This window comes from Zobellia alginiliquefaciens (genome assembly GCF_029323795.1).
Classification (GTDB): domain Bacteria; phylum Bacteroidota; class Bacteroidia; order Flavobacteriales; family Flavobacteriaceae; genus Zobellia; species Zobellia alginiliquefaciens.
The window spans coordinates 4,828,695-4,854,809 of record NZ_CP119758.1; the positions used below are offsets into that span (position 1 = coordinate 4,828,695).

The window sequence follows — 26,115 nt, forward strand, 5'->3', positions numbered from 1 at the left end:
TCTCCTATTTACGTTACAAATGTAGGGTAAGATAATTTTGCTCAGCTATGCCTACTTATCACATTTATGTTCCATATTACCCTATAAAAAAGAATACCCCTCAAAAGAGGGGTAAAATGTCATATTTTATATATTTTTTAGATACTTTCAGAAAAGCTTAAAATATGTTTAAAAACAAAACTGAAAACATATCATATCATCACATATGGGCCACTTATAAAATATAATCTGTACTAACGAAATTGGATAATTTAGCTTCCAACAATTGCTGAACCGTTTCATTATTCAGGTCATTATCCTTGAAGGCCACGAATGTCCGAATAGAAAAAGAGCGTAAGGCATCATGAACACTTAACGTAGCTTGTGCGGAATCTTTTCTTCCGGTAAACGGATACATATCCGGCCCACGCTGGCAAGAACTGTTCAGATTTACTCTGCAAACCAGATTTACCAAAGTATCGATAAGCGGAGAAAGTGCATATACATCTTTTCCGAACAAACTTACTTGCTGCCCATAATTACTTTCGGCCATATCATTTAATGGTTCTTCAATATCCGAGAATGAAAGTATCGGTACAATTGGCCCAAATTGCTCCTCTTGATACACTCTCATATCTTTAGTTACCGGATACAAAACGGCAGGCCAAATGTAATTATCTAACTGCTGCCCTCCTTTTTTATTCTTTATTTTAGCACCTTTTGCGACCGCATCATCAATCAATTCTTGAATATATGCCGACTTGCCCGGTTCTGGAAGTGGTGTTAATTTCACCCCATTATCCCACGGGTTCCCAAATTTTAGCGCATCTACTCGTTTTGCATATCGCTTTAAAAACTCCTCCCTTACATCTTCATGAACATAAATTACCTTTAAAGCCGTACAACGTTGTCCGTTAAAGGACAAGGTTCCGGCAATACATTCATCAATAGTCAAATCTAAATCAGCATCAGGTAAAACAATAGCCGGGTTTTTAGCCTCTAATCCTAAAACCAAACGAAGTCGGTTACTTTTTGGATGTTGCTCTTGCAACGCATTTGCAGACTTACTGTTCCCGATTAATGCAAGTACATCTACTTTGCCCGTTTGCATAATGGGTGCAGCAACCGCTCTACCCCTACCAAAGAGAATATTTACAACGCCTTTAGGAAAGCTACTTTGAAAAGCTTCCAAAAGCGGAGTAATCAACAAGACCCCATGTTTCGCTGGCTTAAAGATTGTTGTATTCCCCATAATAATAGCAGGAATAAGCAAAGCGAAGGTTTCATTTAAAGGGTAATTATACGGTCCAAGACAAAGCACGACCCCTAGAGGTCCTCTTTTTATATGTGCATAAACGCCATCTTGCTTTTGGAATTTAGCCGAATTACGGTCTAAGTCTTTATATTCTTCAATTGTGTCGTTAATATAATCTACTGTACGGTCAAACTCTTTCTGGCTATCCGGTAACGACTTACCGATTTCCCACATCAATAGTTTAACAATCACTTCGCGCTTCGTTTTCATCTGACGCACAAAGTTTTCCATACATTCAATACGGTCTTTTACGTGCATTGTAGGCCAAACCCCTTGTCCCCTTCCAAAAGCCTTCATTGCTGCATCCAGGGCATCCAGGGCTTCGGGCTCCCCCATATCCGGAATGCTACCCAATAACGTAGGCTTATATTCTTCGGTGGAAGATATAGTTGAATACACCTCGGTAGTGTTTCCGTTCCACGTTTTTAATTCACCATTTACCAAATACTTCTTTTGATCAATAGTTTTAGTAATCTGATATTCTTCGGGTATTGCTTTCATTTTCAGAATGGTTTATTGTCATAGATTGTAAGACTACAAAAAGTAGTTATAACGAAAATACATAATTAACAAATCAGAGTTGGTTATGAAAAAATTAAATCGCCCTGCGTTTATCAATTTTTCATAAAAGAAGTGCAAATTGTGAAACCCTACACCAAATATTGAAACAAGTCTGGCTTATCATTTAAATAATCCCCATAAAAGTTATTGGCTTTCATACGCTGAACCAATGGGTCAAGGTCATCAGGACTCTTTAATTCTATCCCTACAATAGCCGGGGCGTTCTCTCTACTGGACTTTTTAGAGTATTCAAAATGAGTGATATCATCATCAGGACCTAAAATTTCGGCCACAAATTCTTTTAATGCACCCGGTCTTTGTGGAAATCGAACAATAAAATAATGCTTAAGCTGACCGTAAAGTAAAGCCCGCTCTTTAATTTCTGCAGTCCTGGTTATGTCATTGTTGCTGCCGCTAAGAATGCAAACCACATTCTTGGCTTTGATCTCTTCAGAAAACATATCCAAAGCGGTAATTGTCAATGCGCCCGCAGGCTCAACAACAATGGCATCTCTGTTATAGAGATCCAAAATAGTCTGACATACCTTACCTTCTGGAACGGTAACCATATCATGAAGTCCGTTTTTACAGATTTCAAAGGTGAGGTCGCCTACTTTCTGAACTGCAGCTCCATCAATAAACTTATCAATTTTTAAAAGCTCGGTATTGCTATTGTTTGCTATGGATGTTTTCATGGAAGGAGCACCCTCCGGCTCCACCCCAATAATTTTGGTGTTTGGAGACAGCTCCTTAAAAACCCCAATCAATCCAGAAGCCAATCCACCACCTCCAATTGCAGCAAAAATGTAATCTATAGGTTGCTTAAACTGTTCTAACAACTCTAAACCAACCGTACCTTGTCCCTCTATTACCTTGGGGTCATCAAAAGGATGAATGAAAACTTTCTTATTTTCCTCACAAAATACCCGAGCACTCTTTGAAGAATCATCAAAAGTATCCCCTTCCAAAACTACGGTAACCCATTCGCCACCGAACATTTTTGTCTGTTCCACTTTTTGCTTGGGTGTCACAGATGGCATGTATACCCTGCCTTCAATCTTTAAATGGTTACAGGCAAAGGCCACACCTTGAGCATGATTACCTGCACTGGCACAAACAATTCCGTTTTTTCTTTCTTCTTCGGAAAGCGAGCTGATCTTATTGAATGCCCCACGAATTTTATACGACCGTACGCGATGTAAATCCTCTCGTTTTAGAAGCACATTGGCATCATAAACTTTGGATAAACGTATGCTGGGCATTAACGGAGTTTCCGTTGCTACCTGAGCAATGGTATAAGCCGCCTTTTTAATATCTGATATGTTAGGGAAATAGGTCATATGAAAAAACCCTGTCGAGAATTTTGACTTCCTAAAAAGGAGCGTCTAAAAAAAGGACAGGGTTGTTCTATTAATTATACAATAGGCTTCATTGCCGTCATAGAGGCACGAAGTCTAGCTCCAACGATTTCTACAGGATGCTCGCGAAGTACTTTGTTCACTGTAATCAATTTGGCATTATCAACACCATTACCTTTAGTACCGGCGTAAGCTTTACCGATTACATCTGTATCGATATTTTTCATAAAGTCAGTCAATAAAGGCTTACATGCATGATCGAACAAGTAACAACCGTACTCAGCAGTATCAGAAATAACTCTGTTCATTTCAAACAATTTCTTTCTTGCAATGGTATTAGCAATTAGCGGAGTTTCGTGTAGAGACTCATAGTAAGCAGACTCACCAATGATGCCAGATTCGGTCATACTTTCGTAAGCCAACTCAACACCAGCTCTAACCATAGCAATCATTAAAACACCATTATCATAAAACTCTTGTTCAGAGATTTCTACATCGCCAGCTGGTGTCTTTTCAAAAGCAGTCTCACCAGTTTCAGCTCTCCAAGTCAATAAGTTCTTATCATCGTTGGCCCAGTCTTCCATCATGGTTTTAGAGAAATGACCGGTCATGATATCATCCATATGCTTTTGAAAAAGCGGACGCATGATATCTTTTAATTCTTCCGAAAGTTCAAAAGCCTTAATTTTTGCAGGGTTTGAAAGACGGTCCATCATGTTAGTGATACCACCATACTTCATACCTTCGGTAATAGTTTCCCATCCGTATTGAATTAATTTAGAAGCGTAACCAGCATCAATACCTTTCTCGATCATTTTATCGAAACAAAGAATACTACCAGTTTGCAACAATCCACAAAGGATAGTTTGCTCACCCATTAAATCGGACTTTACTTCCGCTACAAAAGAAGACTCTAGAACACCCGCTCTATGCCCACCTGTACCGGCAGCATATGCTTTAGCTTGCTCCAAGCCTTTTCCTTCCGGATCATTCTCTGGGTGAACCGCGATCAAAGTTGGCACACCAAAACCTCTTTTATACTCTTCACGAACCTCAGAACCTGGACTCTTAGGCGCTACCATAATTACGGTAAGGTCTTCACGAACCTGAGTACCTTCCTCCACGATATTGAAACCGTGAGAATATGATAATGTAGCTCCTTTTTTCATTAATGGCATTACTGCACCAACCACAGCTGTATGCTGCTTATCTGGAGTAAGGTTGATCACTACATCGGCAGAAGGAATCAACTCTTCGTACGTACCAACGGTGAATCCGTTTTCTGTGGCATTTAAAAACGATTGTCTTTTTTCTTTGATGGCAGCATCACGCAAGGTGTAAGCGATATCCAATCCTGAATCGCGCATGTTCAAACCTTGGTTCAAGCCTTGGGCCCCACAACCAACAATAACTATTTTTTTTCCTTTTAAAGCCGATACACCATCTGCAAATTCTGAAGCATCCATGAACCTACATTTGCCCAGTTGCGTCAGCTGATCTCTTAATGATAGTGTATTAAAGTAATTTGCCATTTTTCAATCGTGTTTTTCAAATTCCACCCAAAGTTATTCTAAAATAGACGATAGCCAGAATTCTTTATTAAATTAATTATTGATTTCTATTTAGTTATTTATCTTGATAAAACTCATTCAGTAGAGCGGTAATCTGCATTTCTTCCTTTGAAACCGAAATACGGCCCGAACGTACAAACTGCATGATACCAAAAGGCTTAAGCTCATCATACATATCATTGATCTCGTTTCTGCGACCTGATTTTGCGATTACAAAAAAGTCTCTTGCAACGGTAACGATTTGCGAATTGTTATCCTTTATGATATTTTGAATCTGTCTTTCATCAAAAAGAAGATTTGAGGCTATTTTAAACAAAGCGGATTCTTGATAAATGGTTTCATCATCCCTATGATAAAAGGCTTTTATTACCTCAATTTGCTTTTCTATTTGGCCCACGATGTTACGTGTCCACTTCTCGGTAGTGTATACAACAATCGTAAATTTAGAAACACCTTCAATTTCTGATTTTGAGACGTTTAAACTTTCAATATTAATATGTCTCTTTAAGAAAATTCCAGAAATCCTATTCAGTAAACCTACGTTGTTTTCCGAATATACCGATATGGTAAACCATTGTTTTTCCATTGTTCTTTTTAAAATAGTTTCATCGAGCGCAGTCGACAAAAAACATTCTCATTCATTTTTAACCTCTCGACTGCACTCGAGGGAGGGATTTCACTTTTTACGAGCTACAACCCTAATCCGTTTATAATCGGCATACCATTTACCATCTCTATACAGCTCTGGTTTAACCTTATCTTGTACTTCTTTACTTATCTCTGCGATATCTTCATTATTGACTCCATCAAAAAAGGAACTCCCGAACATCATAATCCAATCTACAATGCCTGTATGACTGTCAACCAATTCAGTTGGCCGATCATACGATTGTGCAAAAACAACTTCAAATCCAGCAGCTTCTAACTTTGAAGCATATTCCCCAATTGATGGAAAGTACCAAAGAGTAGTCTTTGCTTGTTTCTCATAACCTCTCTTAGAAAGACTTTCTCGGAGTGCATCACTTATAGTTTGAATATTATTTTTACCACCAAACTCAACAACTATCCTGCCCCCTGTTCTCAAAGCCCGGTACATATTTGCTATTGCAGCTTTATACTGTACTACCCAATGGAGTGCAGCATTCGAAAAAATAGCATCAAATTTTTCTTCAACTTTAAAATTAGCTGCATCTCCAACTTCAAAGTTTATAGAAGGAAAATTATATTTTGCCTTGGCAATCATTTCCGGAGATTTATCAAGTCCCACCACCGTTTTCGCCAAGCCACTTATATCAAAAGTCAATTCACCAGAACCACAGCCTAAATCAAGTATCCGCTCATTCGATTTTGGTGCAAGCAACTCAATAAGGGACTTACCGTAATCGTATACGAAAGCATGCTTATCATTATAAAGTTTAGCGTTCCAACTATGTGCTACCTGTATCATTTTTAGCTATTCTTTTTCTAATACTTCTACTTTTGCATGATTTAACTATTCCTAACAGCAATAATCAACCCTGTGGACCAATTTAATTTGGTTAATGTAAAATCAGCCCGGTTTTCTAAATACTTAACCAATCGCTCTACATTATCCTCATGCCCTTCCGGCCAATTTGGTTGAGCGGTCATATCATCTATCACATAAAAACCACCAACTTTCACAAAACTCAATATCTCTTCTATCTCACTGTATTTGCCTGGCCAGGCATCGGCAAAAATTAAATCGAACTTATCTCCCGAATAGTTCTTTATCCATTTTGAGCCATCTTCACAAATCACCTCCACTCGTTCGTCCCCTTTAAAATATCCAGAAACAATCTCAATTTGCTTCGGGTCATTGTCTAATGAAATCAACTTAGACTCGGCATCCATACCATCTACCATCCAAGAAAGGCTCAAGCCAATTCCCGTACCCAGCTCCAAAAATCTTCCTTTCGGTTTTGAGGTCATCAAGGTTTTCAGCAATGTGCCAATATATACATCCGAAGGCATGGTAAAACCAATTTCCTTGGACTTCTGTTCTATTTGTTGATGGATTTTTGGCTTGTCCTGTATATTGGAATCTAACACCTTTACTATTTAAATGCGGTTTGAGAACACTTTTTTCGGTTTATCTAATTACTTCAAACGAACGTCGGAAACCGAAGCTCCAGAAGGAATCATTGGGAACACATTGTCTTCTTGTTCCACCTTCACCTCTAAGAAGTATGGGTTTTTGGAAGCAATCATTTCTTTAACTGCCGCTTTCATATCTTCACGAGTGCTTACGCGCTTCGCTTCAATATGATACCCTTCGGCAATCTTAACAAAATCAGGGTTCGTCATTACAGTTGAAGCATATCTTCTATCAAAGAAAAGCTCCTGCCACTGACGCACCATTCCTAAGTGCTCATTATTTAGAACAACTATCTTAACCGGTACATTATGCTGAAAGATAACCCCCAATTCTTGAATGGTCATTTGATAACCTCCATCACCAATAATTGCAACTACCTCACGGTCCATAGCTCCCATTTTGGCGCCAATAGCCGCTGGAAGTGCAAACCCCATGGTACCAAGACCTCCAGAAGTTATATTACTCTTGCTTTGTTTGAACTTTGCATAACGACAACCGATCATCTGGTGCTGCCCTACATCCGTAACAATTACGGCTTTTTGCTCAGATTCTATATTTATCTGTTCAATAACCTCCCCCATAGTCAACCCTTCTTTTGTAGGCTGAATATCGTCTTTAATTACCTGATCAAATTCAACTTTATACTTCTCTTTGAATTCGTTGTGCCAAGCCTCATGTTTATTCTCTTTGATCAAAGGCAATAACATACCCAACGTCTCTTTGGAGTTACCTAAAACAGGTACGTCTGCATGAACGTTTTTATTGATTTCCGCTTTATCAATTTCGAAATGGATTACTTTTGCTTGTTTGGCATACGTATCCAAACTACCTGTTACACGATCATCAAAACGCATACCGATGGCAATTAGAACATCGCATTCATTCGTTAATACATTTGGTCCATAGTTACCGTGCATACCTACCATACCCACGTTTAAAGGATGCTCATTATCCAAAGCCGAAGCCCCCATAATTGTCCAAGCAGCAGGAACCCCTGACTTTTCTACCAATGCTTTCAGCTCTTCTTCCGCTTTACCTAAAATTACACCTTGACCCCAAACAATAAGTGGTTTTTTGGCATTATTAATAAGTTCAGCAGCAGCTTCAATTTGCTTAACCTTAGGCTTAGGCACAGGATTGTAACTTCTTACCGCCGTGCATTTTTCATAACTAAACTCAAACTCATCTATCTGAGCATTTTTAGTAATATCCACTAAAACCGGACCCGGTCTACCTGACTTGGCAATATAGAACGCCTTTGCCATGATTTCAGGAATTTCAGAAGCTTCCGTTATCTGATAGTTCCATTTTGTAACCGGCGTAGAGATTCCGATAATATCGGTTTCTTGAAACGCATCGGAACCTAACAAATGACGCGTAACTTGACCCGTAATACACACCATTGGAGTAGAGTCTATCTGAGCATCGGCCAGACCTGTAACCAGATTGGTGGCTCCAGGACCAGATGTAGCCATGGCAACACCTACTCTACCCGTAACCCTAGCAAACCCCTGGGCTGCGTGCGTAGCACCTTGCTCATGACGCGTTAAGATATGGGTAAGCTTATCCTGAAATTTATATAATTCGTCATAAACGGGCATAATAGCACCACCAGGGTAGCCATATAGCAAATCCACACCCTCAGCCAGCAAACAATGTATGATGGCCTCTGCACCACTTATTTTCATTTTTGTTTTCTTTGGGTTTTCCTCCGTTTTCATTTTTAATGTTTCCATAGGTCTGTAATCCTTATATAACTAATTGCAGAGACCACTCTGCTCCTGACTTCTCATCGTGTTTCGAGAAATCCTTTCATATTCATTAAAACTCGTCAGTTACACAACCTTGCGCGGCAGATGAAACTGATCGTGCGTATTTGTACAACACTCCTTTTTTGAACTTCAACTCGGGCTCTACCCAAGATTCTTTTCTTTTTGCAAATTCTTCAGCAGAAACCTCAACGTTAATAGAGTTGGTTTCAGCATCTATAGTAATGATATCGCCATCTTCCACCAAAGCTATATTTCCTCCTTCTTGTGCTTCCGGTGAAATATGCCCCACAACAAAACCATGTGTACCCCCAGAAAAGCGACCATCCGTAATCAATGCCACATCTTTTCCAAGGCCTGCACCCATTATTGCCGCAGTAGGTTTTAGCATTTCTGGCATACCTGGGCCTCCTTTTGGTCCTTCATAACGAATAACCACAACATCACCCTTCTTAACCAAACCAGTACGAATACCGTCATTTGCAGCATACTCTCCATTAAATACTTTTGCCGTTCCTTTGAACAACAACCCTTCTTTACCTGTAATTTTTGCAACTGAACCGTTTTCAGCCAAGTTTCCGTACAACATACGCAAGTGCCCAGTAGCCTTAATCGGCTTATCCAAAGGCATAATCACATCTTGACCTTCTTCTAAATCCGGTACACTTTCTAGGTTCTCCGCCAAGGTTTTTCCTGTTACGGTCAAACAATCACCATGCAGTATTCCATTTTTTAATAGATATTTCAATACCGCTGGAATTCCACCAACACGGTGAACGTCTTCCATTAAATATTTACCGCTAGGTTTTAAATCCGCTATAAACGGCGTGGTATCACTAATATGTTGAAAATCCTGTAAGGTAAACTCGATATCTGCAGCTCTTGCGATCGCCAAGAAATGTAATACCGCATTAGTTGAACCACCCAATATTGTTACCAAACGAATAGCGTTCTCAAGAGATTTATGCGTAACAATATCCAATGGCTTAATATCCTTTTCAATAAGTGTGCGCATTTGTTTACCTGCAGCTATACTTTCTTCTTTTTTATTGCTACTAATAGCAGGGTTGGAAGAATTATAAGGCATGGACATACCTAAAGCTTCAATTGCAGACGCCATAGTATTGGCTGTATACATACCCCCACAAGCTCCGGCCCCCGGTATTGATTCTTTAATGACATCTTTGTATTCGGGTTCTTCCATAGTGCCCGCTACTTTCTCGCCCCAGGCTTCAAAAGCAGATACAATATCCAATCTTTTATTATTATGACACCCAGAGGCTACCGTACCACCGTAAACCAATATTGCAGGACGGTTAAGACGCAACATTGCTATAAGTGCACCTGGCATATTTTTATCACAACCTACAACAGTTACAAGACCGTCATATGACATTCCCTGAACAACAGTCTCCATAGAATCTGCAATGATATCTCTGGATGGAAGAGAAAAACGCATTCCAGGTGTTCCCATAGAAATACCATCACTAACACCGATAGTATTAAAAATAAGACCTACAGTTTCTTTAGAATTAACACCTTCCTTTACCAACTTGGCCAAATCGTTCAAGTGCATATTACAAGGGTTCCCCTCATAACCTGTACTTGCAATTCCAATTAATGGTTTATTAAAATCTTCATCTTTAAAACCTATAGCATAAAGCATTGCTTGTGCTGCTGGTTGTGTTGAATCTTGTGTTACGTTTTTACTGTATTTATTCAGTTCCATTAAGCGTTATATAATTGGTTGTTCTTTTACAAAATGTACTCTCTATACTCAAAGGTATCCTTTTCTTAATTTCAGTATTTTAAGCGTAGCGCCCCTATCTAAATCCAATAGCCTAAAAAGTTATCCAAAATACTGATTTACAATAATTTAACTAGTAAATTTTATCATATTCAATTCACACTTATTGAACACGTTTTTATAGTCACTATTCAGCAAATCACAGTTTTCCTTGTACGACACCCCTGAAAACGAAAAAAGGCCTATATCGAATAAATTAGATACAGGCCTTTCTAAACTATGAAAAACTGCATCATTCCCTTTCGAGAATGACCTTTACCACCATGTTAATACGTGTGTTTGTTTTCATTAGAACAATATTAGAGAAAAAGTCAGTGCATACCAACAAATTATTCGCAGAAATTACTGGTAATTATTGTGAATTCAATTTAAAACAAACCTCATCCCCATATTTTTTCTGGGCTAGCACCGAAATAGCCTTATCGGAAAGTTGCAATATTCGAGGATACCCTCCTGTGGTTTGTCCGTCTTTCATCAGAATAATCAATTTACCTGATGGCGTCAACTGTATTGTTCCTGGCAGCGTAGCTGAGGTAATCATAGAAATTTGAAGACCTTCTATTTTTTCTTCAAGTTGATAGGCCATTCTATTGTTTTCATTGGATATACTGAATTTTTTTCCAAACAATCTCTCCAGTTGTCTGTCCGAAAGATTTCCATATTCCGGCCCTTGAGACACTTCTAAATTTATTTCATCTAAAAAAGAATCTACTTTCAACTTACTAATTTTTGGTTCAAAATGTGAGCACGCATCATACTCCAATTCATCACCATCATCTAGGTGGTTCTTTTTTGTCACCGATGAAAAAAAAGATTGACTCCCTAACACCAATGGCGCTTTAACCCCCCCTTTAATGGCCAGATAGTTCCTGAAGCCTTTTTCCAACTTCCCATAGGACAGAATATCTCCTTTCTTTACCTTTATAACCTCATAATTAGCAATAGGCTCATTATTTAGGGTAGCGTAAAGCAAAGCCCCTCCCATACTAATATAAGTTTCATCCTCAAACATTAAGGTTGGCCCTGTCATGGTTATTTCCAACACAGCCGCATGCGCATCATTACCTAAGAGCTGATTGGCTTTCTTAGCAGAAAAACCATCCATAAAACCGGCAACAGGTACACCTTTATTTAAATAACCGTACCTACCAATATCATGTACGGCCGTAAACAAACCTGATTTAAGTACTTTAAGCATCTAATACCGTTTTTTCAAGTTTGTAAATCCCTACTTCACTCTCAATTTTATATAAATCGAACTCGGCCCTCGTAATTTTAAAGAATTGTACTTGGTCTCCCACACTTACAAAACAAGGCTCTTCCGCTTTGGGATCAAACATAGGTATTGGGCAGTTCCCAATGATATTCCATCCTCCAGGTGATTCTTGAGGGTAAATCCCCGTTTGCTTTCCTGCCAAACCTACTGCTCCCCTTAAAACCTTAGCACGCGGCTCTTCCCTTCTATTAAATTGCAGTTCTTCCGGAACTCCTCCTAAATACGTGAACCCCGGTAAAAACCCTATACCAAAAACCGTATATACATGAGAGGTATGTAAACCAATTATCTCTTTTATGTTTTTTTCCGATTTTTGGGAAATTTCATTTAGATCAATCCCAAAATTCTCATCATAACACACCGGTAAACGCCACACTATTTTTTGGCGTTTCACTATCTTAATATCTTCTTTATACCAATTAAGAAGCTTGGTCTCTATTTCTTTAAAATCAATGGGTTCTTCTCTATGAATAAGGGTTACTGAATTATATGCAGGCACAATTTCCCATCTTTCATTCTTTAAACAACACTCTTTAAGATACTGGGTAAATTGCAATATATCTTCTAAAATAGCCACATCAACCCTGCCCGGCCATTCTAACAGAATAGCGTGAATTCCAAAAGGGCGTATGGAAATTGAATATTTATTCACTTTTTTATAAAAATATTATGGTTGGGTAATTCTCGGGTAAGATACAATACTATTTCCAATGCCGCAGGTGTATCTCCATGAATACAGAAAGTATCACCGATGATTGAAACGACCTCCCCATGAACCGTCTTCACCCTTTTATGATTAGCCATTTCTACCACATGCATCAACACCTCTTTCTTGTCTGTGATAAGCGCCTTGTTTTCTTTTCTGGGCACCAGATTTAAGTCAGCTTGATAATTGCGGTCCGCAAATACTTCAAACTTTACTCTGTAACCTGCCTGCTCAGCTTCCTTGTCTATTTCTGAACCAAAAGGCACATAAATCAAAACATCTTTTTTGTATTCCTCAATAGCTGCCAAAAAACAAGCTGCCAATGAAGCGTTCTTAGCGATATCATTGTATAATGCCCCATGTGCTTTTATATGGTTAAGCTTTAATCCTAAATGACTCACAATGTTAACTAGGCTTTTAATTTGGCTCCGGATACTTGTCATGAGTTCTTTTGGATCCATTACCATACTAGACCTTCCAAAATTATCCTTATCAGGATAGGATGGGTGCGCTCCTATGAGAACATTATTCTCTTTGGCCAACCCTACTATAAGAGACATTGTAGCGCTATTACCTGCATGCCCTCCACAAGCAATATTGCATGAAGAAAGCAAAGGTAATAGCTCTTCCTCATTATCTACACCTTCCCCAACGTCACAATTTAAATCAATATACTTAACCTTCATCTTAAAATTTAAATTTCTAAAATACTCATTAACTTTTAGACTTTTTGTAAGAAAACACGCTATCTTAACCTAGAATTGAACCGTTAAACCATATCTCGCGAGCCCACGTTTCACCACAGTTTTAACATTTTTTAATGCCGTTTATCTAAAAAATTGCAGTTCATCTAAAACTAGAGTGTTGTATGTCGAATCTATATAATATCCAGAAAATTTACAGGTTATTATTATCCCAAATCGAACTTCCCCCTCATTTTAACCGGGGCCAAATTGACCTACTGAAATGAATTGTTTAGAATGTAATAAAGAACTTGGTTATGCGGATCACAAACAGTCAATGGACACCTTAGGTGTTGAATTGTGTAGTGAACACAGACCAAGAATGATAAAGCTGATGGAGGTTAATAAAACGCCTCGTGAAGCCATACAATTATACTATGGCTTAAAAGAAGCAGGCGTCCCTTCCATGCTAGAATGGTGGGATGGCTCCAAATCTATAGACATTGCTATTTCTAGGGTAAAACTTAATATTGAAGTAGACACCGAGTATCATATGATGACTCATGAACAAGCCATTAATGACCTTGAAGAAGCTATGCATTCTTTCAAAAATGGCTTTACCACTATAAGAATACCACACGTTCTTATAAAATATTATCTTAAAGAAACCGTTACAAATATTCTAGGGATAATGGAAGGCTTGCGTGTACATATCAAAGCGATATAAACTTAAAACCTTATTGCCATGTCAAATAATACAAAGATTTTAAAGACTCCTTTGAGAATTTCAATCGCAATTTTGTTGTTGGGCATGTTATCACGTATTTTTCATTGGCCGTATGCATCAGAAACTATTTTCTTGGCTTTTACGGCTATTCTTATTTTATATTCCATTCGTTTCTGGAAAAAGGAAACCAAACTGTTTATTGATATCGTTAAAATGGTAATGGTAACAAGCTGGGCCCTTAATGGACTTTTTAGGGTGGTTGATCTTCCATTTACCCTACTCTTTCAAATTCTAATCGCTATTTCTTTTATTACTTGGTTTATTATGGAAGGGACCGCCTATTTTCTGGACGAGGACCGCAGACAGAAAAATAATATGACGCGTGTACTATGGAATTTAGCCATGGTGGTTGGCGCCCTTGCTATTATAGCTGGAAGTCTCCTGAATATGCTAAACGAATCTTATGCGATTCCTCTACTAGCTGTGGGAATCACTATTATAATTGCCTACATCTTAAAAGATGTATTTGCCAGCAACAAAGGAAAAGAAGACCACGGCAACGGCGAGTTTCAACTATAGGTTTTAACACCTCATACTTAAAACAAAAAGCCGCTTCTCTGCAAAGAACTGCGAATACAAAAACACCTATTACTACAAAAGAACGGTCCGCATTATTCCTACAACTCCAATTGATGCTCTTATCACTTGTATAAAAGGACCACAACTACCTATCTAGTTTACACCCAACCCTTTCCTACACTAGAGGTTCTTCCCCTAGACGAACTGTTTCAAAAGGCTGTTCAGATGATTTTCACGTTTTACAGTTTATAGGATTATTCCTACTTATTACCGACGTTCCGGTTTTCAATCGAATTTAATGCCCTTTGCACGATCCATACCTGTAAGAACACCATAGAATGTCGTTTTATATATATAAACCATTTACTATGAAGGAAAAAACTACACTGAACGATTACCTTGTTTACGTCTTTTGCGCCTTTTGTTTCTTATGGTCGCTTTACGTTATATTTTTCACTATAGCACCCTAAGGCCAACAAATACGGATAGTACGATACCTATCACCAGGTTAAATGTTTATCTAAAAAAACAAGACATCATCAAAAACCTCCAAATTAAGGGAATTTTTACCCAAAAATTGTGGGGTTTTTCTTTGTTTTATTATACGTGTATCCTTTTAAATTTGTGAAGGAACAACAGATAATCAATTTATGAAGACAAGAGACAAACTCACCTACGCCTATGTTGCATTCAATGTAATTTTTATAATCGTCATGGCGATTTTTCTTTACAACAATTCTCCATTTTAGGATTGTCAAAATTTCAAACTTAGATTACCTGGCCCCTCCCTTCACTAGAAGTTAGGGGCTTTTATTTAACAGCTAAATCCTAAAATAACTACCCTAACCAACCTTCTCTATCTAAGCTCCGGTACTGAATAGCTTCTGCAATGTGCGTCCCATTTACCGCTTCTACACCTTCTAAATCGGCAATGGTTCTGCCTACTTTTAAAATACGGTCATAGGCACGTGCGGACAGGTTTAGTCTTTCCATGGCATTTTTTAACAATTCCTTTGATGCATCGTCTAATCTACAGAATTCACGAATCTGTTTTGTATTCATCTGGGCATTGTAGTGTAGATTAGGAGGTTCTTTAAAACGTTTAGTCTGAATCTCCCTTGCAGCAGTCACTCTCTTTCTTATTTCAACGCTGCTCTCCCCTTTTCGGTCTTCTGACAACTTTTCAAAAGGCACAGGGGTCACTTCAATATGAATATCAATACGATCCAATAGCGGCCCGGAAATCTTGCTTAAATACCGTTGCATTTCCGCTGGTGATGACGTAACTGGAGCATCTGGGTCGTTAAAATACCCGCCCGGACTAGGGTTCATACTTGCCACCAACATAAAACTACTGGGGTACGTAACCGTAAAACGTGCCCTTGCTATAGTTACCTCACGGTCTTCCATAGGTTGACGCATGACTTCCAACACCCTACGCTCAAATTCCGGTAGCTCATCTAGAAAAAGTACGCCATTATGAGACAATGATATTTCACCCGGTTGTGGGTAACTTCCGCCGCCTACAAGTGCAGCACTGCTTATGGTGTGATGGGGATTTCTAAATGGACGTTGGCTCATGAGACCCATGTTCTTTATCTTTCCCACCACACTGTGAATCTTTGTAGTCTCCAAGGCCTCATGCAAGGTCATTGGCGGTAAAATGGAAGGCAACCGTTTAGCAAGCATTGTTTTTCCCGCGCCCGGAGGCCCCACCAAAATAATATTATGACCGCCTGCCGCGGCAATTTCCATAGAGCGTTTTATACTTTCCTGCCCTTTTACATCTGCAAAATCGAATTCAGGAAAATCCAAGGTCTTATAAAACTCTTCACGCGTGTTGATAATAGTTTGTTCTAACGGAGTTCCTTTATCAAAAAACTCAATAACCTCACTTATATTCTCAACTCCGTAGACTTTTAAATCGGATACAATTGCAGCTTCTTTTGCATTTTCCTTTGGAAGTATAAATCCTTCAAAACCTTCTTCTTGCGCTTTTATGGCAATTGGCAGTCCTCCTTTTATAGGATGAAGGCTTCCATCTAATGAAAGCTCACCCATTATAATATACTTCTCTACGTTTTCCGATTTAATCTGACCTGAGGCCGTAAGAATACCAATGGCCAAAGTCAGGTCATATGCAGAGCCCTCTTTACGCAAATCCGCTGGAGCTAGATTTAAGGTTATTTTCTTACCTGGAATCTTATACCCATTATTTAAAAGTGCTGCTGCAATACGATAGTTACTTTCCTTTATTGCATTATCAGGCAGACCTACCAAATGGTAACCAACCCCTTTGTCAACATTGACTTCACATGTTATAGTAGTTGCATCTACTCCAAAAACGGCACTTCCAAAGACTTTGGTGAGCATATATGTTACTATTTAGTAATACTATGGTTAATTTCCTTCAAATTAAATTACAATCTACATCTCTATTTATCAGGCTTCAAAGTGAGTTGTGATTTTGAGGTGGTCATGATTTCCTCCTTATTCAACATCATCTTACGAAACCCACCATTCACATACATTTCTGCCTGATCTTTATAATGCTCGCTAAACGGATTTCCAGATTGACCCGTGGGCAATATACTCATGCCATTTTCTACATCAGAAAAGTCGATTACCCTTCTCGTAGAGGGCCCAGAACTAACTTTATAAAACCCATCTTCTGTATACGGAAAGTACGCATTGTTTATAACTTCTCGCGTTCCTCTCGCCCCAAATGGCCCTACATTAAAGAACGACCTAAGCGCATCTATTTGACCAATGGGGTGACCGTGCTCTATGGTATGAACCCGGCCCCAAACCCACGAAGCGCTATCTTTTCCTAAAGTTTTCTCCAAATCTTGTAGCGTTTCCCGAAACGAAACATTAATAATATCGGCTTGACTTTCAACTATCCCCGAGGTTGAAATATCATCCCACCAAATAGAATTTTCATTGGCCACAATAGGAGCTATTGTCCGTTTTATTAAGTGCGTATTCATTATTTCATCAAAAAGAGTATCTCCCAGTTCATCTTCAAAAGTATGCTGCAAAATAGAATACAACCATTTATGATAAACGGTTGCTTCTATACTCGTTTTTGGGTAATCTCCATTCCATTGTTTTAAGGCATCCAATATTTTGATCCGAGAGGCACCCAATCCTTCTATTTTTAATTTTGAAAGAAGCATGGTTACAATTTCAACATTCACAGGAGAAGTATCATCATTAATCATTTGTCCTACCGCTTCCTTATCCCAATCACTTTTACTTTCCAAAAGTTGAAAAATTCTTCTGGCCCTATTCTCTGGTAAATAATAACCAGGATACAGCATTCCGTCAATTGACTCCGGCTGATTATTTGCTGAATAAACATAATGCCAAGAGGGATTAATAGTATGTGGATTCTTGCCGAAATCCAAATACCTCTTTTCTACAGGAAGTCCCTTTCCCTCCTCATTCACAAATTTGGTATGAACACTATCCGGAATATGATACAATTTAGCCGCAGCCCAATAGGCCACATTATCTTCTGCATCCCCATATACAATACCCAAACCAGGAGCATGTAGCTGTTTCAACGCAAGGGCAAACTCATTGAGGTTTGCTGCATAAGACATGTCATATAAGGCGTTCAATAATTCATTTTCTACTTTGGTAAATATCCACCACATAGAAATGGGCCGTTCTCCGGTTATCTGATCCGCAATACCATTTAAAACAGGACCGCGATGTGTTTTTTTATAGGAAAAATGAACGTCATCCGAATCTTTGACTTTTATGGTTTTGGATATGATCTCATAATCTTTCCATTCGTTCCCTTTTTTATATTTCCTTGGGTCCGTTGGATGTGTCTTTTCGTAGTAAAAATCAACATCATCATTCTCGAACATAGTCATGCCATAAGCCAGCTGCCTGTTATGCCCTAAAATAGGATACGGCACACCTGCCAAATGATATCCGTACTTCTCATAATTAGGCGTACTTACATGTGCCTCATACCAAACGGAAGGTTGCGAAAATCCTATATGAGGGTCATTAGCAAAAATCACTTTACCATTTTTAGTCTTTTCTGGCGCTATTGCCCAGCCGTTACTCCCTTCAAAAAGAGGAATAGACAACTTCTCCAGAGAAGACATTACTTCTGATATTGATTTTTGTATAGAATCCGCTCGATTACGGGGATAGTTCTTAATCCACAGCGTAGTTGTATCACTATCAATTTCCAAATCCTTTAAATACTCAAAGCCCAGTTTATCCTTAACCCTACTCAATAAAGGATCCGTTTTATGGGCCATAGCAAAACTGAAGGCCATATAACCCAAGGTATTATAGACGTCTTTTAAAACGAATGGCTTTTTTTCAGTACCCGTAAGATAAAACTCCACAGGTGTAGGACCTTCTTCAATGAACTGGTTAATTCCATCTAAATAAGCCAATGACAATTGAACCGACTCATCATTGCTGTTTACTTTAGCTATGGTTTCTGAGGAATAATCATCTACGCCCAATGCCAAGAAAAACTTATCCGTTTCCAGTAAATCTTTTCCAAAAACTTCTGCAAGTCTACCGCTGCCGATACGACGCAACAACTCCATTTGCCACAGTCTATCCTGTGCATGCACATACCCTAGCGCTTTAAAAGCATCTTGATCATTTTCTGCATAAATGTGGGGAATTCCGTATGTATCGTAATAAACCTGAACTTCTTCAGAAAGCCCCTGAAGTTTAGTTTCACCATCGTAGTCAGGTTTTAGATGAAATGTAAAACTGCCAATTATCACGGCCAATACACCAATAAGAGCGAGGAAACCCAACCCCAATTGCTTAAATCTTCTCATTCAAGTCTAAGTTTTCATGTAATATATGAAATATTTACAAGGAGATTAAAATTGATGGACAAACTACTTCCTGTTCTTTAAGAGTAACCCATTAACCACAACCACCGTGGTAGAAAGTGGAATCTATAAAAATTATGTATTAACAATCGCATGAAGCTCAAACACAGTTAATTGACATTTTTAATCTCAATTCTCACTTAATTTGTTTGTAATTTAACATTTCTTGTTAAAAAAATTAGATACTTTCAAATGAAATCTTAAAAAGACTACACAATGAAAAGAAACCAACAAAAAATTCTAAGGTTAGCATTGGCAATAGGCCTTACGTTAACTTCATGCTCGGATGACACCATTCCGGTAGATGAAACTACCGCGCCGGCCGCCGTGAACGCTAAAGCTTCCATTACTACTCCTGCCAAAGGACACTTTGACTTGGATTTCTCTAATTCCGTAAGAGAATTCAAACCCAACTTAAAGCTTACTACGGCGGTTGAGCCAAGTGAATGCGGAGATACACCATTCAATGAGGTCGCAGATTATTACAATGATTTGTTGATTGATGGTTTTATTTCGGCTTGGGATGGTAATCCTGATGCTATTACCATAATTCTTGAAGATTACTTTGCCATAAACCAAATTGCAGCTGCATATGAAGGTAAGAATACAGATTATTTTGGCGCTGATGGGGAGTATACGAATTATGTGAAACAACAGGTTAGAAGCCTTGAAAAATTCTGGGGAATGGCCAATCTAATTACTGTCAATGGCCAACATACAGAAACTCTAGAGGATTTGGATTTTATCCAATACATTTATGAAAATTATTCTTCAGCACCTCCAGAAGAAATCGATTACATTTTAGAGATTGCCGAGAACTTTAATACAAATAGCGATCAAATTCCCGAGAACCCTTTCTTTGCTTCTGACGGCTTCGCTACTTTTGATAGAACTATTGTTATCGGAGATGGCATTGTTACATTACTTGAAGAAACGGGACTTGACCCCAAAGTGGTTTGGTCTAGCATTTTAGCTCATGAATGGGGTCACCAAATACAGTTTTTAAACTTTGATGATTGGCAATATCCTATACCCGCTTTCAACGATACGCCTGAATCCACAAGAATGACGGAATTGGAAGCGGATTTTATTACTGGATACTTCCTAACTCACAAAAGAGGAGCCACATACAACTGGAAGCGAGTTGAGGACTTTCTATCCGCATTTTTTAACATTGGGGATTGTGGTTTTGAAAGCCCTGGGCATCACGGTACTCCTGCACAGCGCTTAGCGGCTGCCAAAGCAGGGTTTGATTTAGCCAATGGAACTAAGAAAAAAGGACAAATACTTAGCCAACAAGAAGTGCATAATGCATTTTTATCCGAACTAGACGCTATAGTAGGCACATCTGCTTCCCGAAGAATTACCAAATAATTTTTTTGATAAATAAAAGCGAAAAGGTCACTTTAATAGTGACCTTTTTTCTTTTCTATAACAATTCTGTTTTATTCAAAATTAGTCAATCCCTCCCTCAACCACTTAAGATACACATCACTATCGGTATACTGTACGGCATTGTTCAAGATTTCCAAGTCAGGGGACATTAACACATAATACGGTTGAGAAGCCGCATTAAAATTAACGGTCTGAAAAGTACCCCATTTCTGACCTATCGTTTCAATATGTTTTACACGACCAGTATCATATTTAAAATCGAATTGTTCCGATTCCGGTAGCTCTTTTCTATCATCTACATACAACGAAATAAGCACATAATCTTCTTTTAGAATAGAATAAACATCTGGTTCGCTCCAAACGTTTTCTTCCATCTTTCTGCAGTTAACGCAAGCCCAGCCCGTAAAATCCAATAGAATTGGTTTATTCACTTTTTTTGCATGCGCTACCCCTTCATCAAAATCTTTATAACAATCTATTCCCAACGGACAATCACTTTCGGTTTCAAAAACACTGTAAAATGCCGGTGGTGGAAAACCACTGAGCATCTTAAGGTTGGAAACTCCCAAAAGCCCCAATAGAATATAAATTGAAAAACCAGCACTCACTATGCCCGTAGCCTTACGACCTAATGACAGTTTTTGTTTTGGACCATCATGAGGGAATCTAAAAATTCCAAAAAGGTACAAGGTCAACAGTACGAATAATACAATCCATATGACCAAGAAAATTTCACGTTTAAGTATTCCCCAATTACCCACCAAGTCTGCATTGGACAAGAATTTAAGCGCTAACGCTAATTCCAGAAAACCAAGTACCACCTTTACTGTTGTCATCCAACCTCCAGATTTTGGGAGCGAATTTAACCACGCAGGGAACAATGCAAAAAGGGCAAATGGCAATGCCAACGCAACGCCAAAACCGGTCATACCTACTGAAAGGTTCATTGCAACATCACCTTCTTCCAAAACTGTACTTCCCAAAAGACCTCCCAAAATAGGTCCCGTACATGAAAATGAAACAATAGCCAAGGTAACGGCCATAAAGAAAATACCGATTACACCTCCTATTTTAGAAGAAGCAGCATCCATTTTATTCGCCCAAGAACTCGGTAAAGTCAGTTCGTAATACCCGAAAAACGAAAACGAAAAGAACACAAAAATTAAGAAGAAAGCAATATTCAACCAGATGTTCGTAGCAATGGTATTCAATATTTGCGAGTCAACGGAGTCAAAAATGTGAAACGGCAGACTTAATAAAAAGTATATCAAAACAATAAAGAAACCGTACAACAGGGCATTTATGATTCCTTTTGATTTTTTCTGAGAATGCTTGGTAAAGAAAGATACCGTAAGGGGAATCATAGGAAAAACACAAGGGGTCAGCAATGCTATTAATCCACCTAGGAAACCTAAACCAAAAATCATCCAAAGGCCGGAACTTGCCTCACCTACCTCATGAGTAGTTCCTAAAAGTTCTTTGTTCTTCAAATCTATTTTTAAAGCCGAGCTTAGGGCTTTACTATGTTCATCTATAGTTTTCTCTTCCTGTACAGCGTCTCCCCCGTCAAGAACAAAACTAAAATCTTTGTCTACCGGAATACAAACCTCTTTACAAACCTGGTAAAAAAAGTTGATGTCTATTTGATTGACATCCGGATTAAGTAGTTTTATTTTCTGAGTAAAAATGGCCGTTTCCTTAAAAAAAGTTTCATCTACCTCAAAAATATCACTGTACTCAACAATAGTTTCGCTCTCTAAAGTTTCACCAACAAGCTCATAATTTTCACCTGCATTTTTATAATTGAACTCACTGGGCAAAGAACCACCTTCTGAAGTAAATTGAGAGTACACATGCCAACCTTCAGCTATATTTCCCTTAAGTATCAACTCATAATCCGTATCGCTTATTTTCTTAACTTCTTGCGACCAAACCACCGGATTCTCATCATCCTGAGAAAACACACTTAAAAAGCTAAAAAACAACGAAATAAATACTATTATATGCTTCATTAATTTAATGTGAATTTTAAAATTTCACTTGTACTTTCGGTCACCTTAAAGCGTTCATCCGCTCGCCTGCCAATTACCCAAACGACTTCACCGGCAGAGCAAAGCAACCACTGGCGCTCTTTGGAAACCACATCTATTTTTTCATCTTTAAAAAACTTGGATAGCTTTTTTCTACCCTGCATCCCTAAAGGATAAAAGTAGTCGCCTTTTTCCCATTTCCTTATCATCAATGGATACTTTAACGCTTTTTTATCTACGTAAAGTGTATTTGTATTTAAAGACGATAAATGTTTTACTGATTCTATTTTGAGTGGAACCGGTTCAGAAACTTGAATCTGATCCTCTTTTATTTGATAGACAACATCTATTTCTTTCTTTATTTCAGTCAAGAGAAGGAAATCCCTGTCTTTTACCAATCGATGTGTTTTAGAATGTATTTCCTTGCCGCTCATGGCCAATAATAGATTCTCTACATCGTTCCACTCCGTAAATCCATATTCCTTAAATAAAGCATGTAAATAAGCCGATACAGGCTTTAATTCTAACAATTCGCTGATCGGAATACGTATGACCCCATCTTTTTCTTGTAACAAGCTGAACTTTAATTCAGCAATATGTTTCTCAATAATTACTGCACTATCAGAAAGATAATCTTGTGTTGTTGTAAAATTCTTTAAAAAAGAAGGATTCAAATCTTTTAAAAGCGGTACAATCTCATGCCGAATTTTATTTCGCAAATATTTAGTATCCGCATTACTGGCATCTTCTCGCCATTGTAAATTCTGAGCCTCTGCGTACGCTAAAACTTGACTTCTAGAAAACCGAAGAAGCGGTCTTGAAATGGTATCGGTTTTTTCGGGAATTCCAGATAAGCCATCTATACCTGTACCTCTGGAAAGGTTGATTAAAAATGTCTCAACACTGTCATCTACATGGTGCGCCGTAACCAAGGTTTTGATATCATTTTCTTGCATGATTTTTGCAAACCAATCATACCTTAGCTCCCTTGCAGCTAGCTGAACCGATACTTTATTTTTTTCAACATAACCAATTGTATTAAAATTAGTTGTGTAAAATTTTCTACCACTTAAAGAAGACAGTTTTCTAACGAACTCTTCATCGCCATTACTTGCTTCACCCCTTAAGTTAAAGTTGCAATGTGCTATGGCAAAATCCAGTTTAGACTTACTGCAAAGATCTACCAAAACAGTACTATCCAAGCCTCCACTGCAAGCAAGTAAAAAATTACTTTTGAGTAAGTTTTGAAAATTTGTTTCAATATGTTTTTGGAACTCTTCTAGCACATCACAAAGGTAATCAAGAATTATAATTTAGAAGTAGAAACGAGCTTACTCTTACGCTAGCTCAACCTTCCAGAACTTCACGCATAGCCTTAGCCTTCAAAAGACATTCTTCATACTCTTTTTCAGGAATTGCTTTTGCTGTAATTGCCCCTCCCACGGAATAAGAAACGTACTTTTGGGTAGCGTTATAAAGAATACTTCGGATTACGACATTAAAATCAAAATTACCCTCAGGTGTAAAATAGCCTACCGCACCACTATACAAACCTCTTTTGAAAGCCTCTAGCTCTTCTATTATTTTCATGGCCGAAACTTTTGGCGCTCCCGTCATACTGCCCATGGGAAATGATTGTCTAATTACATCTACCGGATTAACATCTGCCGCCACATGCGCAACAACCGTAGAAATCATTTGATGCACCTGCTCAAAAGTATAGACTTCACACAGTTCCTCAACCCTTACACTTCCCTTTAGCGCGCTTTTTGAAAGGTCATTACGAACCAAGTCCACAATCATTATATTTTCCGCACGCTCTTTTGGGTCGTTTTTTAAAGCCTCAATCAATCTTTCGTCCTCCTCTGCATTTTCAGCCCTCTTTGCGGTTCCTTTAATAGGTTGGGAAATTAGCTTAGACCCGTCTTTTCGTAAATACCGCTCCGGAGAGGCCGAAAGCAAATACCTGTCATACACCCTAAGATATGATGCGAACGGTGCTGCTGATATCTTATTTAACTTCTGATAGGTTTTAAAAGGATTGATCTGAGTGTCTTCCGCATAAAATTCCTGGCAAAAATTAGCTTCATAAATATCGCCACGGTGAATATGGCTTAACATTTTTCTTACCTGCCGGAAATATTCATCCTTAAAAACACGGAGTTTTATTTTAATGTTTTCGGTAACCGCTTCCTCCTCTATCTTTATTTCGTTGGAAATCAATTCAAAATCAGATTGGACTTCATCATCTACCATAAGCAGATATTCAAAGCATACGGTGTTACCAGTAATTTTAATGATTTTTTTAGGCTGAAAAAAAAACAAGTCAGAAAACCCTAAGCCATCGTTATTTTTAGAGGAAAGTCGTTCAATATCATTTTTTAAGTCATACGAAAGATACCCAAAAATATAGTCTTTAGCTTGCTCTTGAAATTCTCTCAGCTTATCAAAAGCCTTATCACTATCCGTTTTAATTGTTGTAAGCGCATCAACAGCCAACAGCGCATCAAACGAGTTGTATTTACCCGTGTGCCCATTACTGTCAAGCCAAACAATTTCTTCAAATTGTTGCGCCCAAAGCAATAACCTCTCTTTGAATTTTTGAATATCGGAAACAGTGAAAGACGCAGAAATACGCAAATGGGAGTTCCTTTAAAGTTTACTTAAAAATTGGTCTACAGCAGCACGGTGCGTCTTAGCAAGTTCTGCATTGGTGATACCTTCCCCCTCTTTAAAATTCGCACTGTACGAAGGCAAAGAAAACGTAGCAACAACTTCAGCACCAAACCTAGGTAGCACACTCTTAGTAGTTTCCAAGGCAGTAATTCCTCCTCTTTGACCCCCTGAAGTAGACATTAACAATACCGGTTTACCATCTAAAAACTTACGTTCCACACGCGAAAGCCAATCGGTCAGATTCTTAAAGTATGCCGAAGGCCCGCTGTTATGCTCGTTTACCGAAATAATAATGCCGTCTGCCTTAGCCATATCATCCTTAAGCTCCACCAAAGAATTTGAATACCCATTATCTCTCTCGTAATCCTCGCCAAACATTGGAAATGGATAATTAACCATGTTCAACAATTGAATTTTTTGACCATCAATAAAAGAAGTCGTGTATTTAACCAATTGGTAATTAATAGATTTTGAAGAATTGCTACCTGCAAATGCTAATATCGCTGCCATAGTGAGTAGTTAGATGTGTTTTAGCGAAAATATAGCAAATACAGTTGAATTGCGAGGAATTTATCTAATTTTGCGACGCAAACATCCAAACTAACTGTATTACAAGTATATAAGATAGTTATTTTGCCGTTTAATTGTCCGCAGATTTATAGCGGATGTACTAAAAAGCAA

The 26,115-nt window shown here is 38.4% G+C and carries 20 protein-coding genes; 3 read left to right on the forward strand and 17 right to left on the reverse strand.

Annotation, left to right across the window (positions count from 1 at the left end):
* Window positions 1-214: 214 nt before the first annotated feature.
* The 11 genes from P0077_RS19975 to pxpA form a co-directional block, all read right to left on the reverse strand.
* Window positions 215-1,795 carry an NADP-dependent glyceraldehyde-3-phosphate dehydrogenase gene (locus P0077_RS19975; protein ID WP_276166959.1) on the reverse strand — a complete coding sequence of 527 codons (1,581 nt, stop codon included), beginning with the start codon at window positions 1,793-1,795 and terminating at the stop codon, window positions 215-217.
* Window positions 1,796-1,944: 149 nt separating this feature from the next.
* Window positions 1,945-3,195, reverse strand: a complete 1,251-nt coding sequence (gene ilvA, locus P0077_RS19980; protein ID WP_276166960.1) for a threonine ammonia-lyase IlvA — start codon at window positions 3,193-3,195, stop codon at window positions 1,945-1,947.
* Window positions 3,196-3,269: 74 nt separating this feature from the next.
* Window positions 3,270-4,745 carry a ketol-acid reductoisomerase gene (gene ilvC, locus P0077_RS19985; RefSeq protein ID WP_276166962.1) on the reverse strand — a complete coding sequence of 492 codons (1,476 nt, stop codon included), beginning with the start codon at window positions 4,743-4,745 and terminating at the stop codon, window positions 3,270-3,272.
* 94 nt (window positions 4,746-4,839) lie between these two features.
* The gene (ilvN, locus tag P0077_RS19990) at window positions 4,840-5,370 is read right to left on the reverse strand and encodes an acetolactate synthase small subunit (RefSeq protein WP_276166963.1); all 531 of its coding nucleotides are present in this window, start codon (window positions 5,368-5,370) and stop codon (window positions 4,840-4,842) included.
* A 90-nt stretch (window positions 5,371-5,460) separates the two neighbouring features.
* Window positions 5,461-6,231, reverse strand: a complete 771-nt coding sequence (locus P0077_RS19995) for a class I SAM-dependent methyltransferase (protein ID WP_276166965.1) — start codon at window positions 6,229-6,231, stop codon at window positions 5,461-5,463.
* Window positions 6,232-6,272: 41 nt separating this feature from the next.
* A complete protein-coding gene (locus P0077_RS20000) occupies window positions 6,273-6,854 on the reverse strand; it encodes an O-methyltransferase (protein WP_276166966.1) in 582 nt (193 codons plus the stop codon).
* Between the two features lie 48 nt (window positions 6,855-6,902).
* On the reverse strand, window positions 6,903-8,636 hold the full coding sequence (ilvB, locus tag P0077_RS20005) for a biosynthetic-type acetolactate synthase large subunit (RefSeq protein ID WP_276166967.1): 1,734 nt from the start codon (window positions 8,634-8,636) through the stop codon (window positions 6,903-6,905).
* Between the two features lie 85 nt (window positions 8,637-8,721).
* Window positions 8,722-10,398 (reverse strand): dihydroxy-acid dehydratase, encoded by a 1,677-nt coding sequence (gene ilvD / locus P0077_RS20010; RefSeq protein WP_276166968.1) that lies wholly within the window; start codon window positions 10,396-10,398, stop codon window positions 8,722-8,724.
* A gap of 430 nt (window positions 10,399-10,828) precedes the next feature.
* The gene (locus tag P0077_RS20015; protein WP_276166969.1) at window positions 10,829-11,674 is read right to left on the reverse strand and encodes a 5-oxoprolinase subunit C family protein; all 846 of its coding nucleotides are present in this window, start codon (window positions 11,672-11,674) and stop codon (window positions 10,829-10,831) included.
* Window positions 11,667-12,404, reverse strand: coding sequence for a 5-oxoprolinase subunit PxpB (gene pxpB / locus P0077_RS20020; protein ID WP_276166970.1), 738 nt, complete (start codon window positions 12,402-12,404; stop codon window positions 11,667-11,669). The genes P0077_RS20015 and pxpB overlap by 8 nt, the downstream gene beginning before the upstream one ends.
* Complete coding sequence (gene pxpA, locus P0077_RS20025) at window positions 12,401-13,144, reverse strand: 5-oxoprolinase subunit PxpA (protein WP_276166971.1); 744 nt, start codon at window positions 13,142-13,144, stop codon at window positions 12,401-12,403. Before pxpA ends, pxpB begins: the two co-directional genes overlap by 4 nt.
* 280 nt (window positions 13,145-13,424) lie before the next feature.
* On the opposite strand from pxpA, the gene P0077_RS20030 reads away from it, so the two are divergent.
* Both P0077_RS20030 and P0077_RS20035 read left to right on the forward strand, forming a co-directional pair.
* A complete protein-coding gene (locus P0077_RS20030) occupies window positions 13,425-13,868 on the forward strand; it encodes a hypothetical protein (RefSeq protein ID WP_276166972.1) in 444 nt (147 codons plus the stop codon).
* A gap of 18 nt (window positions 13,869-13,886) precedes the next feature.
* The gene (locus P0077_RS20035) at window positions 13,887-14,447 is read left to right on the forward strand and encodes a hypothetical protein (protein WP_276166973.1); all 561 of its coding nucleotides are present in this window, start codon (window positions 13,887-13,889) and stop codon (window positions 14,445-14,447) included.
* 837 nt (window positions 14,448-15,284) lie between these two features.
* Here the strand turns inward: P0077_RS20035 and P0077_RS20040 are convergent.
* The gene (locus P0077_RS20040; protein WP_276166974.1) at window positions 15,285-16,820 is read right to left on the reverse strand and encodes a YifB family Mg chelatase-like AAA ATPase; all 1,536 of its coding nucleotides are present in this window, start codon (window positions 16,818-16,820) and stop codon (window positions 15,285-15,287) included.
* Between the two features lie 62 nt (window positions 16,821-16,882).
* Window positions 16,883-19,276, reverse strand: a complete 2,394-nt coding sequence (locus P0077_RS20045) for a penicillin acylase family protein (RefSeq protein ID WP_276166975.1) — start codon at window positions 19,274-19,276, stop codon at window positions 16,883-16,885.
* Window positions 19,277-19,549: 273 nt separating this feature from the next.
* On the opposite strand from P0077_RS20045, the gene P0077_RS20050 reads away from it, so the two are divergent.
* A complete protein-coding gene (locus tag P0077_RS20050) occupies window positions 19,550-20,707 on the forward strand; it encodes a hypothetical protein (protein WP_276166976.1) in 1,158 nt (385 codons plus the stop codon).
* Between the two features lie 71 nt (window positions 20,708-20,778).
* Here the strand turns inward: P0077_RS20050 and P0077_RS20055 are convergent, their stop codons facing one another.
* The 4 genes from P0077_RS20055 to P0077_RS20070 all read right to left on the reverse strand — a co-directional run bounded on the left by P0077_RS20055 (window position 20,779) and on the right by P0077_RS20070 (window position 25,944).
* Window positions 20,779-22,740, reverse strand: a complete 1,962-nt coding sequence (locus tag P0077_RS20055) for a protein-disulfide reductase DsbD family protein (protein ID WP_276166977.1) — start codon at window positions 22,738-22,740, stop codon at window positions 20,779-20,781.
* Window positions 22,740-24,044 carry a tRNA lysidine(34) synthetase TilS gene (gene tilS, locus P0077_RS20060; RefSeq protein WP_276166978.1) on the reverse strand — a complete coding sequence of 435 codons (1,305 nt, stop codon included), beginning with the start codon at window positions 24,042-24,044 and terminating at the stop codon, window positions 22,740-22,742. Before tilS ends, P0077_RS20055 begins: the two co-directional genes overlap by 1 nt.
* A 61-nt stretch (window positions 24,045-24,105) precedes the next feature.
* Window positions 24,106-25,398 (reverse strand): aminodeoxychorismate synthase component I, encoded by a 1,293-nt coding sequence (gene pabB / locus P0077_RS20065; protein WP_276166979.1) that lies wholly within the window; start codon window positions 25,396-25,398, stop codon window positions 24,106-24,108.
* Window positions 25,399-25,410: 12 nt separating this feature from the next.
* Window positions 25,411-25,944: an NADPH-dependent FMN reductase gene (locus P0077_RS20070; protein ID WP_276166980.1), complete on the reverse strand. Its 534-nt coding sequence runs from the start codon at window positions 25,942-25,944 to the stop codon at window positions 25,411-25,413.
* Between the last annotated feature and the right edge of the window lie 171 nt (window positions 25,945-26,115).

Bases quoted from the DNA above. Each gene is read 5' to 3' on its own strand.
- P0077_RS19995 (WP_276166965.1), bottom strand. From the start codon at position 6,231: ATGATACAGGTAGCACATAGTTGGAACGCTAAACTTTATAATGATAAG.
- pxpA (WP_276166971.1), bottom strand. From the start codon at position 13,144: ATGAAGGTTAAGTATATTGATTTAAATTGTGACGTTGGGGAAGGTGTA.
- ilvB (WP_276166967.1), bottom strand. From the start codon at position 8,636: ATGGAAACATTAAAAATGAAAACGGAGGAAAACCCAAAGAAAACAAAA.
- ilvC (WP_276166962.1), bottom strand. From the start codon at position 4,745: ATGGCAAATTACTTTAATACACTATCATTAAGAGATCAGCTGACGCAA.
- P0077_RS20015 (WP_276166969.1), bottom strand. From the start codon at position 11,674: ATGCTTAAAGTACTTAAATCAGGTTTGTTTACGGCCGTACATGATATT.
- P0077_RS20045 (WP_276166975.1), bottom strand. From the start codon at position 19,276: ATGAGAAGATTTAAGCAATTGGGGTTGGGTTTCCTCGCTCTTATTGGT.
- P0077_RS20070 (WP_276166980.1), bottom strand. From the start codon at position 25,944: ATGGCAGCGATATTAGCATTTGCAGGTAGCAATTCTTCAAAATCTATT.
- ilvD (WP_276166968.1), bottom strand. From the start codon at position 10,398: ATGGAACTGAATAAATACAGTAAAAACGTAACACAAGATTCAACACAA.
- P0077_RS20035 (WP_276166973.1), top strand. From the start codon at position 13,887: ATGTCAAATAATACAAAGATTTTAAAGACTCCTTTGAGAATTTCAATC.
- P0077_RS20050 (WP_276166976.1), top strand. From the start codon at position 19,550: ATGAAAAGAAACCAACAAAAAATTCTAAGGTTAGCATTGGCAATAGGC.
- ilvN (WP_276166963.1), bottom strand. From the start codon at position 5,370: ATGGAAAAACAATGGTTTACCATATCGGTATATTCGGAAAACAACGTA.
- P0077_RS19975 (WP_276166959.1), bottom strand. From the start codon at position 1,795: ATGAAAGCAATACCCGAAGAATATCAGATTACTAAAACTATTGATCAA.
- ilvA (WP_276166960.1), bottom strand. From the start codon at position 3,195: ATGACCTATTTCCCTAACATATCAGATATTAAAAAGGCGGCTTATACC.
- P0077_RS20055 (WP_276166977.1), bottom strand. From the start codon at position 22,740: ATGAAGCATATAATAGTATTTATTTCGTTGTTTTTTAGCTTTTTAAGT.
- P0077_RS20030 (WP_276166972.1), top strand. From the start codon at position 13,425: ATGAATTGTTTAGAATGTAATAAAGAACTTGGTTATGCGGATCACAAA.
- P0077_RS20040 (WP_276166974.1), bottom strand. From the start codon at position 16,820: ATGCTCACCAAAGTCTTTGGAAGTGCCGTTTTTGGAGTAGATGCAACT.